Source organism: Terrimonas ferruginea DSM 30193, from assembly GCF_000425585.1.
GTDB lineage: Bacteria > Bacteroidota > Bacteroidia > Chitinophagales > Chitinophagaceae > Terrimonas > Terrimonas ferruginea.
Window position 1 is genome coordinate 27,708 of the sequence record NZ_AUDS01000009.1, and the last position, 16,752, is coordinate 44,459.

Consider the following 16,752-nt stretch of genomic DNA (forward strand, 5'->3'; position numbering starts at 1 on the left):
AGTAGTAAGTAGTAAGTAGTAAGTAGTAAGTAATAAGTAATAAGTATCTGGTGATAACTGCCTTATTGACTATTGACTATTGACCATTCACTATTGACCATTCACTATTGACCATTCACCATTGACCATTGACGATTGACCATTCACCCCTACCTTTGTACGAAATTCTTGTTATGCCATCTTTCGATATTGTCAGCAAAGTAGATGCCCAGGCGCTGGATAACGCCGTTAACGTGGTAACCAAGGAAATCGGTAACCGCTTTGACTTTAAGGGGTCACACGTGGTGATCGACCTGGATAAGAAAACATACGTGATCAAACTGGAAACAGATGACGACATGAAAATGCGTCAACTGCTGGACGTGCTTGTAAGCCGTTCCCACAAGCAGGGAATTGCACCCGAAGCTTTCGATCTGTCGAAAGAAGGCGGCGTAAGCGGCAAGGTTTGGAAAAAAGAAGTAACCGTGCGCAACGGCCTGAAACAGGAAGATGCCAAAAAAGTAGTAAAACTGATCAAGGACAGCGGCCTGAAAGTGCAGGCATCCATCAATGATGATTTGGTACGTGTTACCGGCAAAAAAATCGACGACCTGCAGGAAGTGATCCAGGCCTCCAAAGGGTGGGACCTCGGGGTGCCGCTGCAATACGAGAATATGCGTTCATAACATGTGCGAAACCCCCTGTTTTCGGGCCTTTCCGGTGGATAACGAGGTGCAGAACAGGTGCAAAACGGGAGGGGTGAAAATTTGGAAAACGCAAATAGAACAACGTATCTTAGAAGTAATATTTGCAGAGATAATGATAAGGAAAAATGAGATCTTCGGCTGATACGGAAACGGGTAAGCAGAAATCTCAGGAAAAACCATCAGAATGCTGCAAGCAGGAGAACCGCTCAGGCGGTAATCCAAAAAGCATCGGGTTAAATGTCTACGGAGACTTATGTCAACGAAAACAATAACTTGGTGCTTTTTTGTTTATAATCCAGTGTGTTATAAAAGGTTTAATGGAAAACAGACCAATAAACGCCACTTCTTCCCTATATTTTCCTACCTTTGCCCTCCAAATTAAATCATCAATACGGCAAAATCCGTATTGCCTTAAAAATCATAGAATTATGAAAAAAGGACTCCACCCGGAACAATACCGGTTAGTTATTTTCAAAGACATGAGTAACAACACCGCGTTCCTGAGCCGGTCTACTGCTTACTCCAAAGAAACCCAGAAGTGGGAAGATGGTAACGAATACCCGGTTATTAAACTGGAGATTTCCAACACGTCTCACCCTTTCTTCACTGGTAAGAACGTATTGGTTGACACCGCAGGACGTATCGACAAGTACAAGAAGAAATACGCCAAAAAAGCATAATATTACTGATGGATTCAGCTTTTTGCTTAGGCAAAGAGTTTGTTTTTCATGGCTATACTTTAACCCCGGAGATTCCTCTTCGGGGTTTTTCTTTTCCTGCATTCTTACACCGAACATCCGTTCCGTGATCATTTGTTATCTTCCGCTCTCAATTAGTTCCCATGGACAAAATACTGTTTACGGAAGAATTTTGCCGGCCGGAGAATCTCTATCCCTTTACACTCACGCGCCAATTACAGGATATCCGCGTCGGGATATTGACGATCCGTGAAAAATGGGAAAAGGCTTTGGGATTGCCATCCTTCGATAAAAAAGAAGACGATTACAAAGACCTTGTATTGGCCCGCGATCTGGCAGAAGCTACCGCCGACGGTCCCTGTTACCTGGTCCACGGCAACATCTTGCCAACACCTGCACTCATCGCCGCCGTTAAGGTGTTACAGGAAGGCGAATGCCTCATGAGCCGCGAAAATGAATCACTCGTATTCCGCATTTCCGCCGGACAAATAACCGGCACACACAAAGTGCAGGTTGATAAAGTGACCTATTTCAAAGAAGCCCTGCTCGTTATCCGTTATCCCTGGGATATTTTTCAATTGAACGATCAGGCCATCCGCCTCGATATCGATACACTTACCGGCGAGCGGACTTCACAGCCCTTACCCGATAATTGCCGGCATAGCGGAAATGAAAAATTATTCATTGAAAAAGGCGCGCGCATCAGTCATGCTATTTTCAATACAGCCACAGGGCCCATCTATATCGGCGAAGATGCCGAGATCATGGAAGGTGCCATTATCCGCGGACCCTTTGCCGCAGGTAAATCTTCCTGCGTAAAGATGGGTGCAAAAATTTACGGCGCCACCAGCATCGGTCCCTATTGTATTGCCGCGGGTGAGATCAAGAACAGTGTGCTCATGGGTTATTCCAACAAAGCGCATGACGGTTACCTCGGTGATTCGGTGATCGGGGAGTGGTGCAATTTAGGCGCCGGTACCACCAACAGTAATCTCAAGAATACCGCCGGTATCGTAAAAGTATGGACACTGGCCGGGCTTGCGGCAGCAGGACGCAAATGCGGCGTGCTGATGGGCGACTATTCACGCACGGCCATCAACACCAGTATCAATACCGGTACGGTGATCGGTACCGCGTGCAATGTATTTGGCGCGGGACTCACACCGCGTTATGTACCTTCCTTCTCGTGGGGAAGCGACGGAGTGGAACGCTGTGATTTTGAAAAAGCTCTCTTGGCCATCGACAACTGGAAACAACTGAAAGGCGCATCGCTGCAGGACACCGAACAGGTGGTGTTGCAGTATGTGTACAATCATTTATATTAACCCGTCCCGCCGTAGTGGCGGAGACTTAATGTTATCTGAAAAATGAGAAAGCAAATTGCCGCTGCTAACTGGAAGATGAACCTCAGCTATGCGGAAGGAGAAAAACTGATCGATGAATTATTGGCCGCCGGTATCAGCCTGGCTGATCATCAGCAGGTAGTGCTGGCCGTTCCATTTCCCTACCTCACCATGGCCCGCGACCGCGTAGCCGGACAAAAAAATTACAGCGTTGCTGCGCAAAACTGTTCACAACATGAGTCAGGTGCTTATACCGGTGATACTTCAGCCGCCATGCTGGCTTCTATCCGGGTGCCATACTGCGTGATCGGTCATAGCGAACGCCGCGAATATTTTCATGAATCAAATGAAGAACTTGCCCGTAAAACAGACCGCAGCTTTGCCCACAGCATCACGCCAATCTTCTGTTGCGGCGAACCGCTTGAGATCCGTGAAGCCGGCACACAGAATGATTATGTAGCGCAACAGCTCAGTGAATCGCTGTTTCATTTGTCGGCCGAACAACTGACGCAACTGGTGATCGCTTACGAACCTATCTGGGCAATCGGTACCGGCAAAACCGCTTCCACGGAGCAGGCACAGGAGATGCATGCGCACCTGCGTGCTGTACTGGCAAAGCAATACGGTGCGGCGATCGCTGATCAGGTGCCCATCCTGTATGGCGGAAGTGTAAAAGCCGGCAATGCAGCCGAACTCTTCGCTTCGCCCGATGTGGATGGCGGACTGGTAGGTGGTGCTTCGCTGGTAGCGGCAGACTTTGCAGCTATCATCCGTGCGTTGAAATAATCATCACGCCCAATTAACATATGCGTGGAACAGGAACCGTATTATATCGTGATCACGCGCAAGAACCAGGTGCTGCTCAGCTTCCTGAAGATTCGCGTGGTGATCGATAAAAAACAGATCTGGCCACTGGCCGACTGTAACCCGGTGGTCATCACGCTGGCAGAGAATGACCTGCAATTATCGGCTACCGACGGATTTCATTTTTCACGGCCGCTTACCTTACACTATCCAAAGGAGGGAACTTATTTCCGGTTGAAAATCGTTTGCGCGATCGATGACCGCTCTTTACTGACCGGCGCATCGATATTGGTAGTAAGTTACCTCCTTGGCTTTTATACGGGCTTTCTTTTACTGAAGATCATCAGCTTCCTGCCGCTTATTTATTTCCTGCTTTACTACTACGTAAACCGCCGTGATTTTATCCAGGTAAAACAAGACCGGCCGAGAGCCGGGTTATTGAAAAAGTGAGGGAACGCGCGCGCGGATGTTTTCAATCGTATAGTATTGTGCGCCGGCTAATGCAGCGGCATTGTGTTGTGCCAGATCTGCCGTTGATAATTTTTCCAATAAATCCTGCGGACTGCGGTAACGGATGGCAGCTTGTTCCAGCGCCCGGTCCACATGGATGTTGGCGGGTAACAAAAATGGTTTTGCATGCCGGATCACGTCGCCGATATTACCGGAACAAATCGTTTCCCCGTAAGTTTCCTGTACGCCATCATGGATGATGGTGTCGTGTTGCAATGGCAGCCACAACAGATGTGATTGCTGCAGGTATTTATCAAAAAGCGGCTGATCGATCAGGGACTCGCCAAAATAACGTAACCGGCCATTGTCCGGGTAGGCTTCACACCACGCTTTCACCTGCCGCCCATGTTCCGGATGAAATCTTCCCAGCAACATGACCGCAATATCAACTTTCTGGTCATCCGCCAGGCGAAGCAATTCAAACACCTGCCGGTAGTCGCGGCGTCTTTCATCTACCGAACCGGGCACAACTATTCTTATCGATTCGTTTGCGGGTAAAGGAAGTGGCTGATAATTTTCTTTTTCGAAAAATCCTCCCGGTACATGATATACTTCCTTTGATCCGGATAATTTGCTGCGAAGATTTTCAGCCAGTCGTTCGCCCAGTACAATGAACGAATCTGCCTGCCTGATCAACGAATGTTTGCCAAGATACCGTACCATGCGACGCAGGCTGGGCGCAGGTTTCCAGGTGAAATAGCTGTTGAGGTCATGCACGATCATCGTCGTTTTTGTATTCAGTTTTTTAATGCCATTGGCATAAAGAATGAAATTGTCGTTGATGGTACTGAAGCAAACGAGATCGAATGGTTGAGATTGGAGATGATCAAAAATGCGGGAGATGAATGCACGGTTACTCTCTGTTTCCGGACGCACAACCCAGGTAAGTTGGTTGGTCTTTTCCCCGGCTAAAAATTGCAATTGCCGTAAAGAAGACGCGTCGATAAAAACAGTGAGGTGGTGATGCCCGTTGTCGAACAGCCGCAGCAGCGTATAAGTGACCTCAAAGTGCCCTGATTCGATGATCGCGATTCGCTTCATTAGTTAAAAAGTCAAAAGGTGAGTGGTCAATAGTCAATAAGGCAATCAGTCACCACATACTTACCGCCGGCAGCGGCGGGTTTTCACGCAAAGCTGCATAAGTAGCAAAGGTGCCAAGCTTTTACCGGCTGTTTTAACCTTACACCTTCCGCCTTTTTCCGGTAATATTGAAACCAAAGATATTACTTGTGGTAACGCGGGTGTGGTAAAAGTTTTGCTGGTCAAACCAGCTCATTGCTTCTTCGTGCGTGTGTTCCCAGCGGAATTCGGGTGTGAACTGGTCGAGAATATCAATCATCAGTTCGCGTGCCGGTTGCTTATTGCCTTTGATACGTTTGACTACAAAAGCAAAAGGGAACAAGATCCACCTGCAGATCCAATACAAGAGCGGAAGCGGTAGCCTGGTTAATATTTTTCTCAACAACAAAATGAAACGATGGCCGGCGTTATTACGCGGATGGTAGAGCCAAACGCTGAGTTTCCCGTCTTCTTTTACACAGGGTACGAGACAATTGAATGAATGTTTTGTGTTGTTGGTATGAATGAGCACACCGCTGCAATGAACGATATCGAAGGCTTCGGATGCCACGGGTGGAAACTGTACGTCACCCTGTATGAACAAAGCATTTGCTTCGGTATTTTCGTTAAAAGCCTGCTCCACGCTGCGGCTGAAATCCATTCCCAATACCGTAGCGCCATTTGCCGCGATCAGTTGGTTCAATTGTCCGTTTCCACAGCCGGCATCGAAGATCAGCTTGCCGTTGATTGATGTAGCCGTTTCATCCGTTTCGGTCAGGAACCGTTCGAACATCTGCGGCTTATCGGCTTCCCAGGTCCGGTCCTGCTGGTAGTCGAACTGTTTCCATTCGTAGGCAAAACTCTTTTTGGTGCGGTCGTTCTTCTGCTGAACGGACGCCAGTAACAAGCTATTTTTGGTTACCAGTACATCGCGTCGTTGCGAAAAATCGGGGAGATGGGTTGACAAAAAATCATTGTAATCGATCACTGCTTCCACGATGAGCCGCGGTATACCGTCGATAACCGGATAGAACCATTCCGAATCGCTGAAGAGAATACCATCTTTGATGATGGTTGTTTCCGCACCGTTATAAACTTTTTTCCCATACCGGATAACCTCCAGCCGCAAGGGACTGCGGCTTACCGGACAACGCAACAAAGGGATCAGCAATTCGGTCATCGGACGAATATAGGGTTGTTTTGATCAAATATAGTAAGTTTGTAAAGCCCGCTAACTCACTATTTTGTAAGCCTTTGGCAACGATCAAACGAAATCTTCTTTACAACTTCCTGCTTTCCGTCAGCCAGGTATTATTCCCGCTGCTGTCGATCCCGTATGTGGCAAGGGTATTGGATCCCGAAGGTGTGGGGCGTGTGGCCTTCATCGATTCGTTCAGTTATTATTTTGTAGTGATGGCCGAACTCGGCATTACCGTATACGGCATCCGTGAAGTAGTGAAGCTGCGCGACGAACCCGAACGGCTTAAACGATTGGTAAAAGAGTTGATGGGACTACGGGTAATCTCTTCCTCCCTGGTGATGCTATTGTATGCAATCATGATGTGGTTGCTATGGGATCGTATTGCCGACTGGCGGCTGCTCGGATTTTCAGTGACTTTTTTGCTGATCAACTTCCTGGCCTGCGACTGGTATTTTATGGGAATGGAGCGGTTCGGGTTCATTACCATTCGTTCGATATCGGTGCGGATACTCGGTTTGATCGCTTTGTTTGTGTTGGTAAAAAATACGGATGATTTTGCTACGTATTATGCTGTGATGGTTTTATCTGCGGTGGCGATCGGTATATGGAACTATGGCGTGATGGTCAGAGAGCAGGGTGGAGGATTTCTGTTTACGGGATTAAAAGCACACCTGAAAAAGCTCTGGGTCATTTACCTGATCGGCTTATTGTATAGTATCCCCTTGATGCTGGACAATGTATTGCTGCGGCTGGCCAGTGTGGCGGCAGCTGTGGGATTTTATACTTTTCCTGCACGGCTCGTGCGCATCAGCAGCAATTTGCTGACGGATTCCTTCCTGGTGTTTCTGCCGCGCGTAACTTATCACGATCACCGGCAGGAAGCGGTAGCAGTGCAGGAACGGTTGTTGCAGAACAGCCGCCTGGTGGTATTGCTTTCGGTACCGATGGGCGCGGGCATTTATTTGTTGTCGGATCAACTGGCCGCTGCGTATCTCGGTGATAAATTTCTTCCTGTTGCCGCTAATCTTCGCTGGCTGGCCGTATTTCCTTTTCTCAAAGGCATGGCCTTGTTTCTCAGTAATCCTGTATTGATGGCACGCCACCAGGAAAAATCCTACCTGCGCAACCTGGCGGTGAGCAGCACCTGTTATATTCCGCTGGCGTTGTTGTTGTCGGTTTATTATGCTGATGCCGGCGCCTGTATGGCTTTGGTAGCTGCTGAATTGATCTTGCTGTTACTAAACCTGCTATCCGTACGCAGGCTTTTCCCGGGGCTGCGGATTTTCGACTGGCGTTTGTTTGCCGAAGCGTTGTTCCTTTCGGCTTTGTTTATTTTAATCGTTTTTGGGATTAAGAATATAGTCCATGATGCTATACCGGTATTATTGACAACGATACCGGTATGCATAGCCGTTTATTTTTTATTATTTATCTATGTATTGAAAAATCCATTTGCACAGCAGTTGTGGGCTGGCATAAACGGATTATTGAAACGCCGCAGGCATACCAATGAAGCATAAGCAGGCCTATTATATCCGTCAGTACAGTTTCGAAGACTACCGTCATGGTGGAGTAGGCTATGCCGATGCCGAAACGATCCTCTCGCAGGAAGGTTATCGACCGCTGGAGCTGCCGGGTCGTACATCGGGTGGCTTTTTTTCTTTTTTCAAAAGATTAATATATATCATCATGGCGGCGTTGCGCGTCAGACGCGATGAGAAAGTAGTGTTTATGTTTCCCGTATACGCCAGGATGAATCAATGGCTGATTGCGTTGCTGCGTATGCGTGGAGCAAAACTGATCTGCTATATTGGCGATATCGATGGGCTGAAAGACAACGATAAAAATGTATTGGAAAAAGAGATTGCTTTTTTTCGCAAGTTTCACTATTTCATTGTGCACAATGCTGCGATGGCTGAATGGTTCAGACAGCAGGTCGGGGAGCGGACGATTAGCAAAATTGATTTTTTCGATTTTCTCGTTCCGCCGGTTTTCACGCCACGAAAGCCTGCGCGGGAAGTGGTTTTTGCGGGCAATCTTGCTATCCGAAAATTTTATTGGCAACTGGGAAAAGTGAACGATGTTGTTTTTCATGTGATGGGTGCGGAAGAGCAGGGCAAAATAAAAGTGCCCGGCGTGCAGTGGCATCCGCTGGTGTTTCCGCAGGAGTTGCCGGCGCGGCTGCCTGGTTCATTCGGTCTGTTGTGGGACGGCGATGCGGTGGAGGAATTAAAAGGCCCGCTGGGTAATTACTTCCGGTATATCACTTCGCATAAATTATCGCTTTATATACTTGCGGGTATGCCGGTGATTGTGGCAGAAGAGGCCGCCACAGCGGCATTGGTAAAAGAATATAATATCGGCATTGCAGTGCCGGGTCTTGTTGATCTTGCCGCACACATCGATGCCATAACGCCCGAGCAGTATCAGATGATGCAGGAAAATTTAAAACCCCTTGCGGAACGGATCAGCAAGGGGTGGTGTTTGAAAGATGCGTTGGGGCAGGTGTGAATCGTCAATCGTCAATGGTGAATGGAACAGTCAAACGAGTAGCACCGGATTTTCACGCGAAGCTGCATAAGGAGCAAAGGCGCAAAGCTTTTATCGGACCGTTTAACTTACTACTCATGTCCGAAGTACCGGGCGTATTACGGCTGCTTCACTTAATACTTATAACTTAATACTTTTCATATACTCCGCATTTGCAGCTACTGCCTTCAATGGCGTAGTGCCTTCATATTTTTCCTGCTCCACGATAAAATACTCCATGCCGTGTTCTTTGGCTTTTTTCAGCAAGGACGGATAGTCGATGCTGCCCTGCCCGAGTATGCACGATGCATTACCACCAGAGGCATTTTTTTCGCGGTCTTTGATATGACAGAGACGGAAACGGTTGTTATATTTTTTAAACCAGGCTGAGGCATCTTCACCAGCCGTCACTACCCAATAAATATCCATTTCAAAGTCCACCAGCTTCGGATCTGTTTCTTCCATCATCACATCTTGTGGTAAGCGACCTTCGAGCAGTTTGAATGAGTAATCATGATTGTGATAAGCGAAGCGAATGCCGTTTTTACGGCAGATTTCACCTTTCACATTGAAGTCTGCAGCAAATCGCTTGAAGTCGCTGAGTGATTTTTGTGGTCCCTTCCAGGGGCAGATCAGATATTTCATGCCGATGGAAGCAGCGTCGGCGGCTTTGCGTTCGAAGTCTTTGTCGATCTCGCAATGACTGGCCACCAATGTTGTGCCGATATCGTCGAGGTATTTTTTCATACCGGCGGCGCCCATTCCCCAAAACATGCCGAGTTCTTTCGGTTCGTAGCTCTCGAGTTGTTTATAACCCATGGCCGCTACTTGTTTCAGCACACCCCGCGGATCGCGCGGCATGTCTTCGCGGAGCGTATAGAGTTGCAACCCGAAGGTTGGAATGGAAGCGGTTTGTGCAGAGGCCGGTGTTTTACAGGCCCATGAGCCAAGTGTTACGGCGGCTAATGAACCTCCGGTCAGTTTTAAAAAGTTTCGACGCGATTGTTGCATGATCGTTTGGTTTTAAAGGATCAGCCCCAGGCACGATCCCCTTTTTTGTAATCAAGACAGCCATCATATTTTCCGGGTACCGCTACGTGCCGCAATACCTGTGTAGCACCGGGTTCCGATGTAAAGAAGCCAAGTATGGTAAGCTGTTTCATCATCGTAAAATAATGTGCCGGCATTTTCTTGTCTTTCGACTCTTTGTCGGCTTTCGACTTTTTCTCGTTATATTCTGTGGCTTCTTTATTCAGTTTGTTCAACAGCTCATGCCGTTGCTCCGGCGTGATATCGAGGAACGCTTTTTTGTATTGTTCCTTCGACGCGTCGTTGAGTTTACCGATGCCTTCGTGGAAGATCTTTTGATCATCCTTTGTGTACGTATCGTTCACCATTACCGTCATAAACTGACCAACGGCAGCGTCTTTTGCGCCGGGCGTTTTTGTTTTGGGTAAAATGGTTTCCGCCACTTCATCGAGGAAGCGGATATCGTCGGTGCTGAAAGTAGTGCCACCAATGGTTGGTGATTGACCACAACCCGAGAGCAGCAGGTCGCCTCCGATCATGGCGGTGCCTGTGAGCACAGCGATCATTTTCAGTAGTTCTCTTCTTTCCATATCAGAGGTTTCCTTTTTTAAGTTCATTAAATGCGAAGTCTGCTGCGCGTGCAGTCATCGCCATATAGGTGAGTGAGGGATTCACGCAGGAGGCGGACGTCATGGCGGCGCCGTCTGTTACGAATACATTCGGGGCATCCCATACCTGGTTGTGCCCGTTGAGCACGGATGTTTTGGGATCGCGGCCCATGCGCGCGGTACCCATTTCATGAATACCCATGCCTACTTCGTACGGATTATCCCAGGTGCGCACATCTTTCACGCCGGCTGCTTCGAGCATTTCTTTGGCATCATTGATCATGTCCTGCCGCATTTTCTTTTCATTGTCTTTGATCTCGGCGTCCATGTCGAGGACGGGTAATCCCCATTTATCTTTTTTATTCTTGTTGAGTGTGATTTTGTTTTCGTGGTAGGGGAGCATTTCACCAAAACCCGTAATACCGATGGTCCAGGCACCGGGCTCTGCCAAAGCTTCTTTCAGATCGGCACCGATGCCGAGTTCTGCCACATCTCTTTTCCAGTTGCCGCGGCTGGCTGATCCCTGGTAGCCGAATCCCCGCAGGTAATCGCGTTTGTCGCCATGAATATTGCGGAAGCGTGGGATATAAATACCGGTGGGGCGGCGGCCATAAAAATATTTGTCTTCGTAGCCTTCGACGGTACCCGATGCGCCGCAACGGAAATGGTGGTCCATCAGGTTGTGGCCGAGTTCGCCGCTGCTGCTGCCCAATCCGTCAGGCCAGATATCGGTAGCAGAATTCATGAGCACCCAGGTGGAATTGAGTGCCGACGCATTCAGGAAAATCACTTTTGCTTTATAAACATGCGTCTTGTTTGTTTCGGCATCGAGTATTTCCACACCTGTGGCGCGTTTGGTGTCTTTATCGTAAAGAATGCGTGTAACGATAGAGAAGGGGCGAAGCGTGAGGTTTCCCGTTGCCATGGCTGCAGGAAGTGTGGCGGATTGTGTACTGAAGTAAGCGCCAAAGGGACAACCTCTCCAGCAACGGTCGCGGTACTGGCAGTTGGTGCGTTTTTGTTCGGGTCTTACTTCGGTGATGTTGGCACTTCGTCCGATGATCATATGACGGGAGCCTTTGTAAATGTCCTGGAGACGTTTGGCCACATCTTTCTCCACGCAGTTCATCTCCATGGCTTTTACATAATCGCCGTCAGGCAATACATCCAGTCCGTCGCGGTTGCCTTGTATGCCGGCAAATTTTTCTGCGTAGCTGTACCACGGCGCCATGTCTTCATACCGGATAGGCCAGTCTACGGCAATGTTTTCTTTTCCATTGGCTTCAAAGTCCCATTTGTTGAAGCGGTAACTCTGGCGTCCCCAGGTGAGTGAACGACCACCAACGTGATAACCTCTGAACCAGGAGAAGGGCTTGGTTTCGGTATAAGGGCACTCTTTATCTTTTACCCAAAAGTCCAGCACGGTTTCATTAAGCGGGTAGTCGCGTTTAAGCACCGGATAATCTTCAATCATTTGTTGGGTACGGCCGCCGCGGTGCGGGAACTCCCAGCTTTCTTTGTTGGCATTCACGTAATCCTTTACATGCACAACGTCTCTCCCGCGTTCGAGCATGATGGTCTTCAGGCCTTTTTCGCAAAGTTCCTTTGCGGCCCAGCCACCGCTGATACCGGATCCTACGACAATGGCGTCAAATTCGTTTTCTGGCATAGTATATACAATTTGTCCGGAAGGCTCTGCACGAGACCTCAGGAGTTGAAAATGTGGATCACAGGTTTGAAGGTTTATACATCACATATTTGTATGGCCTTTTTCAAGGCGGCTATTTTTTCTTCAGGCGTTTTACCGGTGGGGCGGAATTCCTGCGCTACATATCCTTTGAATCCCGTTTCGGCAATGGCTTTCATCACGGCAGGATAAAAAATTTCCTGGCTTTCATCGATCTCGTTTCGTCCCGGCACACCTGCTGTGTGATAGTGGCCGAAGTATTCATGGTTATCGCGGATCGTATGAATGATATCGCCTTCATTGATTTGCATGTGATAAATATCGTACAGCAATTTGAAGTTAGGCGAACCGAGTCTTTTACACAACTCCACGCCCCATGCACTTTTATCGGCCATATAATCTTTGTGATCGACTTTGCTGTTGAACAGTTCCATCTGGATCACTACTTCTTTCTTCTCCGCGAGCGCCATGATTCTTTTTAATCCCTTCACACAATTATTCAACCCTGTTTCGTCATCCATGCCATTCCTGTTGCCGCTGAAGCAAATGAGATTGGCATAACCGGCAGCCGCTACCAGGTCGATATGTTTTGTATAATTATCGACGAGTGTATTGTGGTATTGCGGATCGTTCCAGCCTTTTACCAGACTGATTTCTGCGCCATTGCACATGGAAGAGTCGACGCCGTTTTTTTTCAAGATGTGCCAATCTTTTGGACCAACAAGATCGATAGCGGCAAAGCCGATGTCTTTCACTACATGGCAGAGTTCATCGAGCGAAAGAAAATTATAGGTCCATGAACATACAGAGTGAAGGATATTCCCTTTCAAAGCGGGTGTGTTTGTGCTGCCGGAAAAAGCACTCAGCGTAGTGCCGGCGCCCGCGGCCAGCGCGGCAGTGGTAACGGATTGCAGCCATGATCTGCGCGATTGTGTTCCTGCCATAAAAATATTATAAAGCGATTTTCTTCGTTTCTTTTTTAAATAACAAAGCAAACAACAGGAATACCACAGCTGCGATACCTGCGGGAATTAACCAGATCATTTTGTAATCGAAACTGCCTTCGCCGGTTTTGTAATGATCGGTGATCAAACCTGCTATTTTGAATCCGATAAGCATACCTACACCATAAGTAGCCAGTGTGATCAAGCCTTGTGCAGCGCTTTTGTATTGTTCGCCCGCGCGTGCATCGGTATAGATTTGTCCGGATACAAAAAAGAAATCGTAACACACACCGTGCAGTACGATGCCGAGTATTAGCATAAAGAAAAGATCGTCTGCATTACCGTAGGCAAATAGCAGGTAACGTACGACCCAGGCCAGCATGCCTACGAGTATTGTTTTCTTGAAACCATAACGTGTAAAGAATACAGGCAGTAACAACATGAATAAAACTTCAGATACCTGCCCGAGTGACATCAGGCCTGTTGCGTTTTCCACACCTGAATGCACCAGGAATGTATTGGTTACCTGGTAGTAGAACGCAAGCGGAATACAAATGGCGACCGACGCGAGAAAGAAGACGGCAAAATTGCGATCCTTTAATAGTTTCAATGCATCTACTCCCAGTATTTTACCAATGGAAATTTTTTCACCTTTGGCACGCGGAGGCGTGGCGGGCAGGGTAAAGCTGAAAAGTCCGAGGAGTAAAGAACTGCCACCCGCCAGCAGGAAAGTGTTTTTCAATTGACCGGCTGCTGAGGCTTCTGAATTATCCCAACGGAATGCATAACTGATCAGCAGTCCCGCAACGATCCAGCCAATAGTGCCGAATACACGGATGGAAGAAAATTGTTTTTCCGGGTTACTCATTTGATTGAACGATACAGAAGCAACCAATGCCAGGGTAGGCATAAACAAGATCATATAACCAAGCACATAAGGATAAAATTCACCGACTGTTTCTGCATTGTACATCTGGTACATCAATACTGCACCAACAAGATGTAAGAAACCAAGGATGCGTTCAGCCCGGATGAAGCGATCGGCGATGAGGCCGATAATAAACGGAGCAATGATGGCTCCCCATGACTGCGTGGAGAACACGTCTCCTGTTTGCGCTCCATCAGCTTTAAGGTTGATGGAAAGAAATGTTCCAAGGGAAACAAACCATGCTCCCCATGTGAAAAATTCAAGAAACATCATGGCCGATAAACGGACACGGATCATTGGATTCATACGCAGCTCATTAAATTTATTTGTCAATAAAAACTGATTAAATGTACTATTTTTAGCCATACAATTTTTTATTCTTCAACCTCTTTTTAAGAAAGCAAAAACGATTGAGCATGGCCAAACGCAAACTCAAAATGGGAATGGCAGGCGGCGGACCCGGATCATTCATAGGCGCTGTACACCGCATGGCTGCTGCATTAGACGGCGAGATCGAAATCGTTTGCGGAGCGTTCAGCGCGGATCCTGAGAAGTCGGCACAGACCGGCGCCGCACTTGGATTACCGGTTGAAAGAGTGTACGGATCGTATCGCGAAATGTTCCGCGCAGAGGCTGAGTTGCCACCCCATGAACGCATGGAATTTGTTTCAATAGTTACCCCCAACCACGTGCATGCCGAGCCCGCAATGCTGGCTTTGGAGCACGGATTCCATGTGGTGCTCGATAAACCGATGACCCTGAACCTGGCCGAAGCCATCGAATTGCAACAGGCAGTCGAACGTTCAGGATTGCTGTTTTGCCTTACCCATACTTACACCGGTTATCCGATGATCAAGGAAGCAAGACAATTGGTGGCCTCGGGAAAATTCGGCACTATACGAAAAGTATATGTAGAATATCCGCAGGGATGGCTCAGCACTTACGCCGAAGGTGGTGACAATAAACAAGCTGCCTGGCGTACCGATCCCGCGCGCAGCGGCATTGCCGGTGCAATGGGAGACATCGGAACACATGCCTTCAACCTGGCAGAATATGTAAGCGGGCTCGAAGTGGAATCCCTGTGTGCCGATATACAAACCGTTGTACCCGGAAGAAAACTCGATGATGATGGTTCGGTGTTGCTGCGTTTTCAAAACGGTGCCAGTGGTGTATTGATAGCCACACAGGTGGCAGCCGGTGAAGAAAACAATGTGCGCATAAGAGTATATGGTGAGAAAGGCGGATTGGAGTGGCAACAGCAGGACGCTAACACTTTATTGGTGAAATGGTCTGACCGGCCGGCTGAAGTATGGCGCACAGGCGGAAGTTATGTTTCGGAATATGCGGCACATAACACGCGCGTGCCGGCAGGGCATCCCGAAGGATATCTCGAAGCCTTTGCCAATCTTTACCGGAACTTCGCGCTGACTTTACGTGCACGTCTCGATGGTACGGAAGCCACGGCGGTAATGCTCGATTTTCCGGGAATCCGCGAGGGCGTGAGAGGAATGATGTTTATCGATCGTGTAATAGCGAGCGGACAGGCCACACAGAAATGGACAGCGCTGAATGCAGGCGCATGATTGTTTATCTTATTTTCACCTGATATGAAAACAGTAAAAGGACCCGGTATATTTCTCGCGCAGTTTCTGGGCGACAAAGCGCCGTTTAATAATCTGCGCTCCCTTTGTTTGTGGGCGGAGTCGCTTGGTTTCAAAGGCGTGCAGATTCCTACATGGGATAGCCGCTGCATCGACTTGCAGCAGGCAGCAGAAAGCAAGACCTATGCGGATGAAGTAAGGGGCATCGTGGAAGAATGCGGATTGGTGATAACGGAATTGTCTACCCATCTGCAAGGCCAGTTGGTGGCAGTGCATCCGGCTTACAATGAATTGTTTGATGGCTTTGCACCCGAAGCATTACGCGGTAATCCCGCGGCGCGCACCGAATGGGCTGTGCAGCAATTGAAATATGGCGCGCAGGCGTCGCGCAACCTCGGGCTTACCGCCCATCCGACTTTCAGTGGCGCATTGATCTGGCATACCTTCCATCCCTGGCCGCAGCGCCCTGCGGGATTGGTAGACGAAGCGTTCACCGAGCTGGCAAAACGCTGGCGCCCGATCCTCGATTATTTCGATGAACACGGTGTGGATCTGTGTTATGAAATTCATCCGGGTGAAGACCTGTTCGATGGTATCACCTATGAAATGTTCCTGGAAAAAGTAAACAATCATCCGCGTGCCTGCCTGTTGTATGACCCGTCGCATTTTGTATTGCAGCAACTGGACTATGTACAATACATCGATTTTTATCATGAACGTATCAAAGCGTTTCATGTAAAAGATGCGGAGTTCAATGCCACGGGCAAACAAGGTACATTTGGTGGTTACCAGAGCTGGCTCAACCGTGCGGGCCGTTATCGTTCGCCGGGAGACGGACAAGTAGATTTTAAAAGAATTTTCAGCAAACTGGCCGAGTATGATTTCGATGGATGGGCGGTGATGGAGTGGGAGTGTTGCATCAAACATCCGGAGGATGGAGCCAGGGAAGGAGCAAAGTTCATCCAGGATCATATCATCCGTGTGACGGATAAGGCCTTTGATGATTTTGCCGGAGTGGAAACGGATAAAGGACTGTTGAGAAGGATTATTGGTTTGGATAAGTGAATGGTGAATGGTGAATGGTCAATGGTGAATAGTCACTGGTGAATAGTCAATAGTCAATGG

General features: G+C 48.2%; 16 protein-coding genes. 9 read left to right on the top strand and 7 right to left on the bottom strand.

Annotation, left to right across the window (positions count from 1 at the left end; genetic code table 11):
• Positions 1-173 precede the first annotated feature (173 nt).
• The 5 genes from H608_RS0101700 (at position 174) to H608_RS0101725 (ending at position 3,981) form a co-directional block, all read left to right on the top strand.
• Positions 174-665, top strand: coding sequence for a YajQ family cyclic di-GMP-binding protein (locus H608_RS0101700; protein WP_028786152.1), 492 nt, complete (start codon positions 174-176; stop codon positions 663-665).
• 449 nt (positions 666-1,114) lie between these two features.
• A complete protein-coding gene (locus H608_RS0101710; protein ID WP_028786153.1) occupies positions 1,115-1,366 on the top strand; it encodes a type B 50S ribosomal protein L31 in 252 nt (83 codons plus the stop codon).
• A gap of 161 nt (positions 1,367-1,527) precedes the next feature.
• A complete protein-coding gene (locus H608_RS0101715) occupies positions 1,528-2,709 on the top strand; it encodes a putative sugar nucleotidyl transferase (RefSeq protein ID WP_028786154.1) in 1,182 nt (393 codons plus the stop codon).
• Positions 2,710-2,751: 42 nt separating this feature from the next.
• A complete protein-coding gene (gene tpiA, locus H608_RS0101720; RefSeq protein ID WP_028786155.1) occupies positions 2,752-3,513 on the top strand; it encodes a triose-phosphate isomerase in 762 nt (253 codons plus the stop codon).
• Positions 3,514-3,537: 24 nt separating this feature from the next.
• On the top strand, positions 3,538-3,981 hold the full coding sequence (locus H608_RS0101725; protein WP_028786156.1) for a hypothetical protein: 444 nt from the start codon (positions 3,538-3,540) through the stop codon (positions 3,979-3,981).
• Here the strand turns inward: H608_RS0101725 and H608_RS0101730 are convergent.
• Together H608_RS0101730 and H608_RS0101735 are read right to left on the bottom strand one after the other, a co-directional pair.
• Positions 3,967-5,082, bottom strand: a complete 1,116-nt coding sequence (locus tag H608_RS0101730; protein WP_028786157.1) for a glycosyltransferase — start codon at positions 5,080-5,082, stop codon at positions 3,967-3,969. The genes H608_RS0101725 and H608_RS0101730 overlap by 15 nt on opposite strands.
• A 139-nt stretch (positions 5,083-5,221) precedes the next feature.
• A complete protein-coding gene (locus H608_RS0101735; protein WP_028786158.1) occupies positions 5,222-6,280 on the bottom strand; it encodes a methyltransferase domain-containing protein in 1,059 nt (352 codons plus the stop codon).
• Between the two features lie 74 nt (positions 6,281-6,354).
• On the opposite strand from H608_RS0101735, the gene H608_RS0101740 reads away from it, so the two are divergent.
• Both H608_RS0101740 and H608_RS0101745 read left to right on the top strand, forming a co-directional pair.
• A complete protein-coding gene (locus H608_RS0101740) occupies positions 6,355-7,821 on the top strand; it encodes an oligosaccharide flippase family protein (RefSeq protein ID WP_028786159.1) in 1,467 nt (488 codons plus the stop codon).
• Positions 7,811-8,812, top strand: a complete 1,002-nt coding sequence (locus tag H608_RS0101745; protein WP_028786160.1) for a glycosyltransferase — start codon at positions 7,811-7,813, stop codon at positions 8,810-8,812. The genes H608_RS0101740 and H608_RS0101745 overlap by 11 nt, the downstream gene beginning before the upstream one ends.
• A 159-nt stretch (positions 8,813-8,971) precedes the next feature.
• Here H608_RS0101745 and H608_RS0101750 read toward each other — a convergent pair whose 3' ends face one another.
• The 5 genes from H608_RS0101750 to H608_RS0101770 form a co-directional block, all read right to left on the bottom strand.
• Positions 8,972-9,841, bottom strand: coding sequence for a TIM barrel protein (locus H608_RS0101750; protein WP_028786161.1), 870 nt, complete (start codon positions 9,839-9,841; stop codon positions 8,972-8,974).
• Positions 9,842-9,861: 20 nt separating this feature from the next.
• Positions 9,862-10,449 carry a gluconate 2-dehydrogenase subunit 3 family protein gene (locus tag H608_RS0101755; RefSeq protein WP_028786162.1) on the bottom strand — a complete coding sequence of 196 codons (588 nt, stop codon included), beginning with the start codon at positions 10,447-10,449 and terminating at the stop codon, positions 9,862-9,864.
• A gap of 1 nt (position 10,450) precedes the next feature.
• A complete protein-coding gene (locus tag H608_RS0101760) occupies positions 10,451-12,136 on the bottom strand; it encodes a GMC oxidoreductase (RefSeq protein WP_028786163.1) in 1,686 nt (561 codons plus the stop codon).
• 74 nt (positions 12,137-12,210) lie between these two features.
• Entirely contained in the window at positions 12,211-13,098 is an 888-nt protein-coding gene (locus tag H608_RS0101765; RefSeq protein WP_028786164.1) for a hydroxypyruvate isomerase family protein, read from the bottom strand.
• 7 nt (positions 13,099-13,105) lie between these two features.
• A complete protein-coding gene (locus H608_RS0101770; protein WP_028786165.1) occupies positions 13,106-14,332 on the bottom strand; it encodes a nucleoside permease in 1,227 nt (408 codons plus the stop codon).
• A 110-nt stretch (positions 14,333-14,442) separates the two neighbouring features.
• Here H608_RS0101770 and H608_RS0101775 point away from each other — a divergent pair, with 110 nt between their 5' ends.
• Together H608_RS0101775 and H608_RS0101780 are read left to right on the top strand one after the other, a co-directional pair.
• Positions 14,443-15,609 (top strand): Gfo/Idh/MocA family protein, encoded by a 1,167-nt coding sequence (locus tag H608_RS0101775; protein WP_028786166.1) that lies wholly within the window; start codon positions 14,443-14,445, stop codon positions 15,607-15,609.
• 24 nt (positions 15,610-15,633) lie between these two features.
• Positions 15,634-16,692, top strand: coding sequence for a sugar phosphate isomerase/epimerase family protein (locus H608_RS0101780; protein ID WP_028786167.1), 1,059 nt, complete (start codon positions 15,634-15,636; stop codon positions 16,690-16,692).
• Positions 16,693-16,752: the final 60 nt, after the last annotated feature.

Coding starts and splice junctions, on each gene's coding strand:
- H608_RS0101700 (WP_028786152.1), top strand. CDS start 174: ATGCCATCTTTCGATATTGTCAGCAAAGTAGATGCCCAGGCGCTGGAT.
- H608_RS0101750 (WP_028786161.1), bottom strand. CDS start 9,841: ATGCAACAATCGCGTCGAAACTTTTTAAAACTGACCGGAGGTTCATTA.
- tpiA (WP_028786155.1), top strand. CDS start 2,752: ATGAGAAAGCAAATTGCCGCTGCTAACTGGAAGATGAACCTCAGCTAT.
- H608_RS0101755 (WP_028786162.1), bottom strand. CDS start 10,449: ATGGAAAGAAGAGAACTACTGAAAATGATCGCTGTGCTCACAGGCACC.
- H608_RS0101760 (WP_028786163.1), bottom strand. CDS start 12,136: ATGCCAGAAAACGAATTTGACGCCATTGTCGTAGGATCCGGTATCAGC.
- H608_RS0101770 (WP_028786165.1), bottom strand. CDS start 14,332: ATGAATCCAATGATCCGTGTCCGTTTATCGGCCATGATGTTTCTTGAA.
- H608_RS0101780 (WP_028786167.1), top strand. CDS start 15,634: ATGAAAACAGTAAAAGGACCCGGTATATTTCTCGCGCAGTTTCTGGGC.
- H608_RS0101710 (WP_028786153.1), top strand. CDS start 1,115: ATGAAAAAAGGACTCCACCCGGAACAATACCGGTTAGTTATTTTCAAA.
- H608_RS0101745 (WP_028786160.1), top strand. CDS start 7,811: ATGAAGCATAAGCAGGCCTATTATATCCGTCAGTACAGTTTCGAAGAC.
- H608_RS0101735 (WP_028786158.1), bottom strand. CDS start 6,280: ATGACCGAATTGCTGATCCCTTTGTTGCGTTGTCCGGTAAGCCGCAGT.
- H608_RS0101765 (WP_028786164.1), bottom strand. CDS start 13,098: ATGGCAGGAACACAATCGCGCAGATCATGGCTGCAATCCGTTACCACT.
- H608_RS0101775 (WP_028786166.1), top strand. CDS start 14,443: ATGGCCAAACGCAAACTCAAAATGGGAATGGCAGGCGGCGGACCCGGA.
- H608_RS0101730 (WP_028786157.1), bottom strand. CDS start 5,082: ATGAAGCGAATCGCGATCATCGAATCAGGGCACTTTGAGGTCACTTAT.
- H608_RS0101715 (WP_028786154.1), top strand. CDS start 1,528: ATGGACAAAATACTGTTTACGGAAGAATTTTGCCGGCCGGAGAATCTC.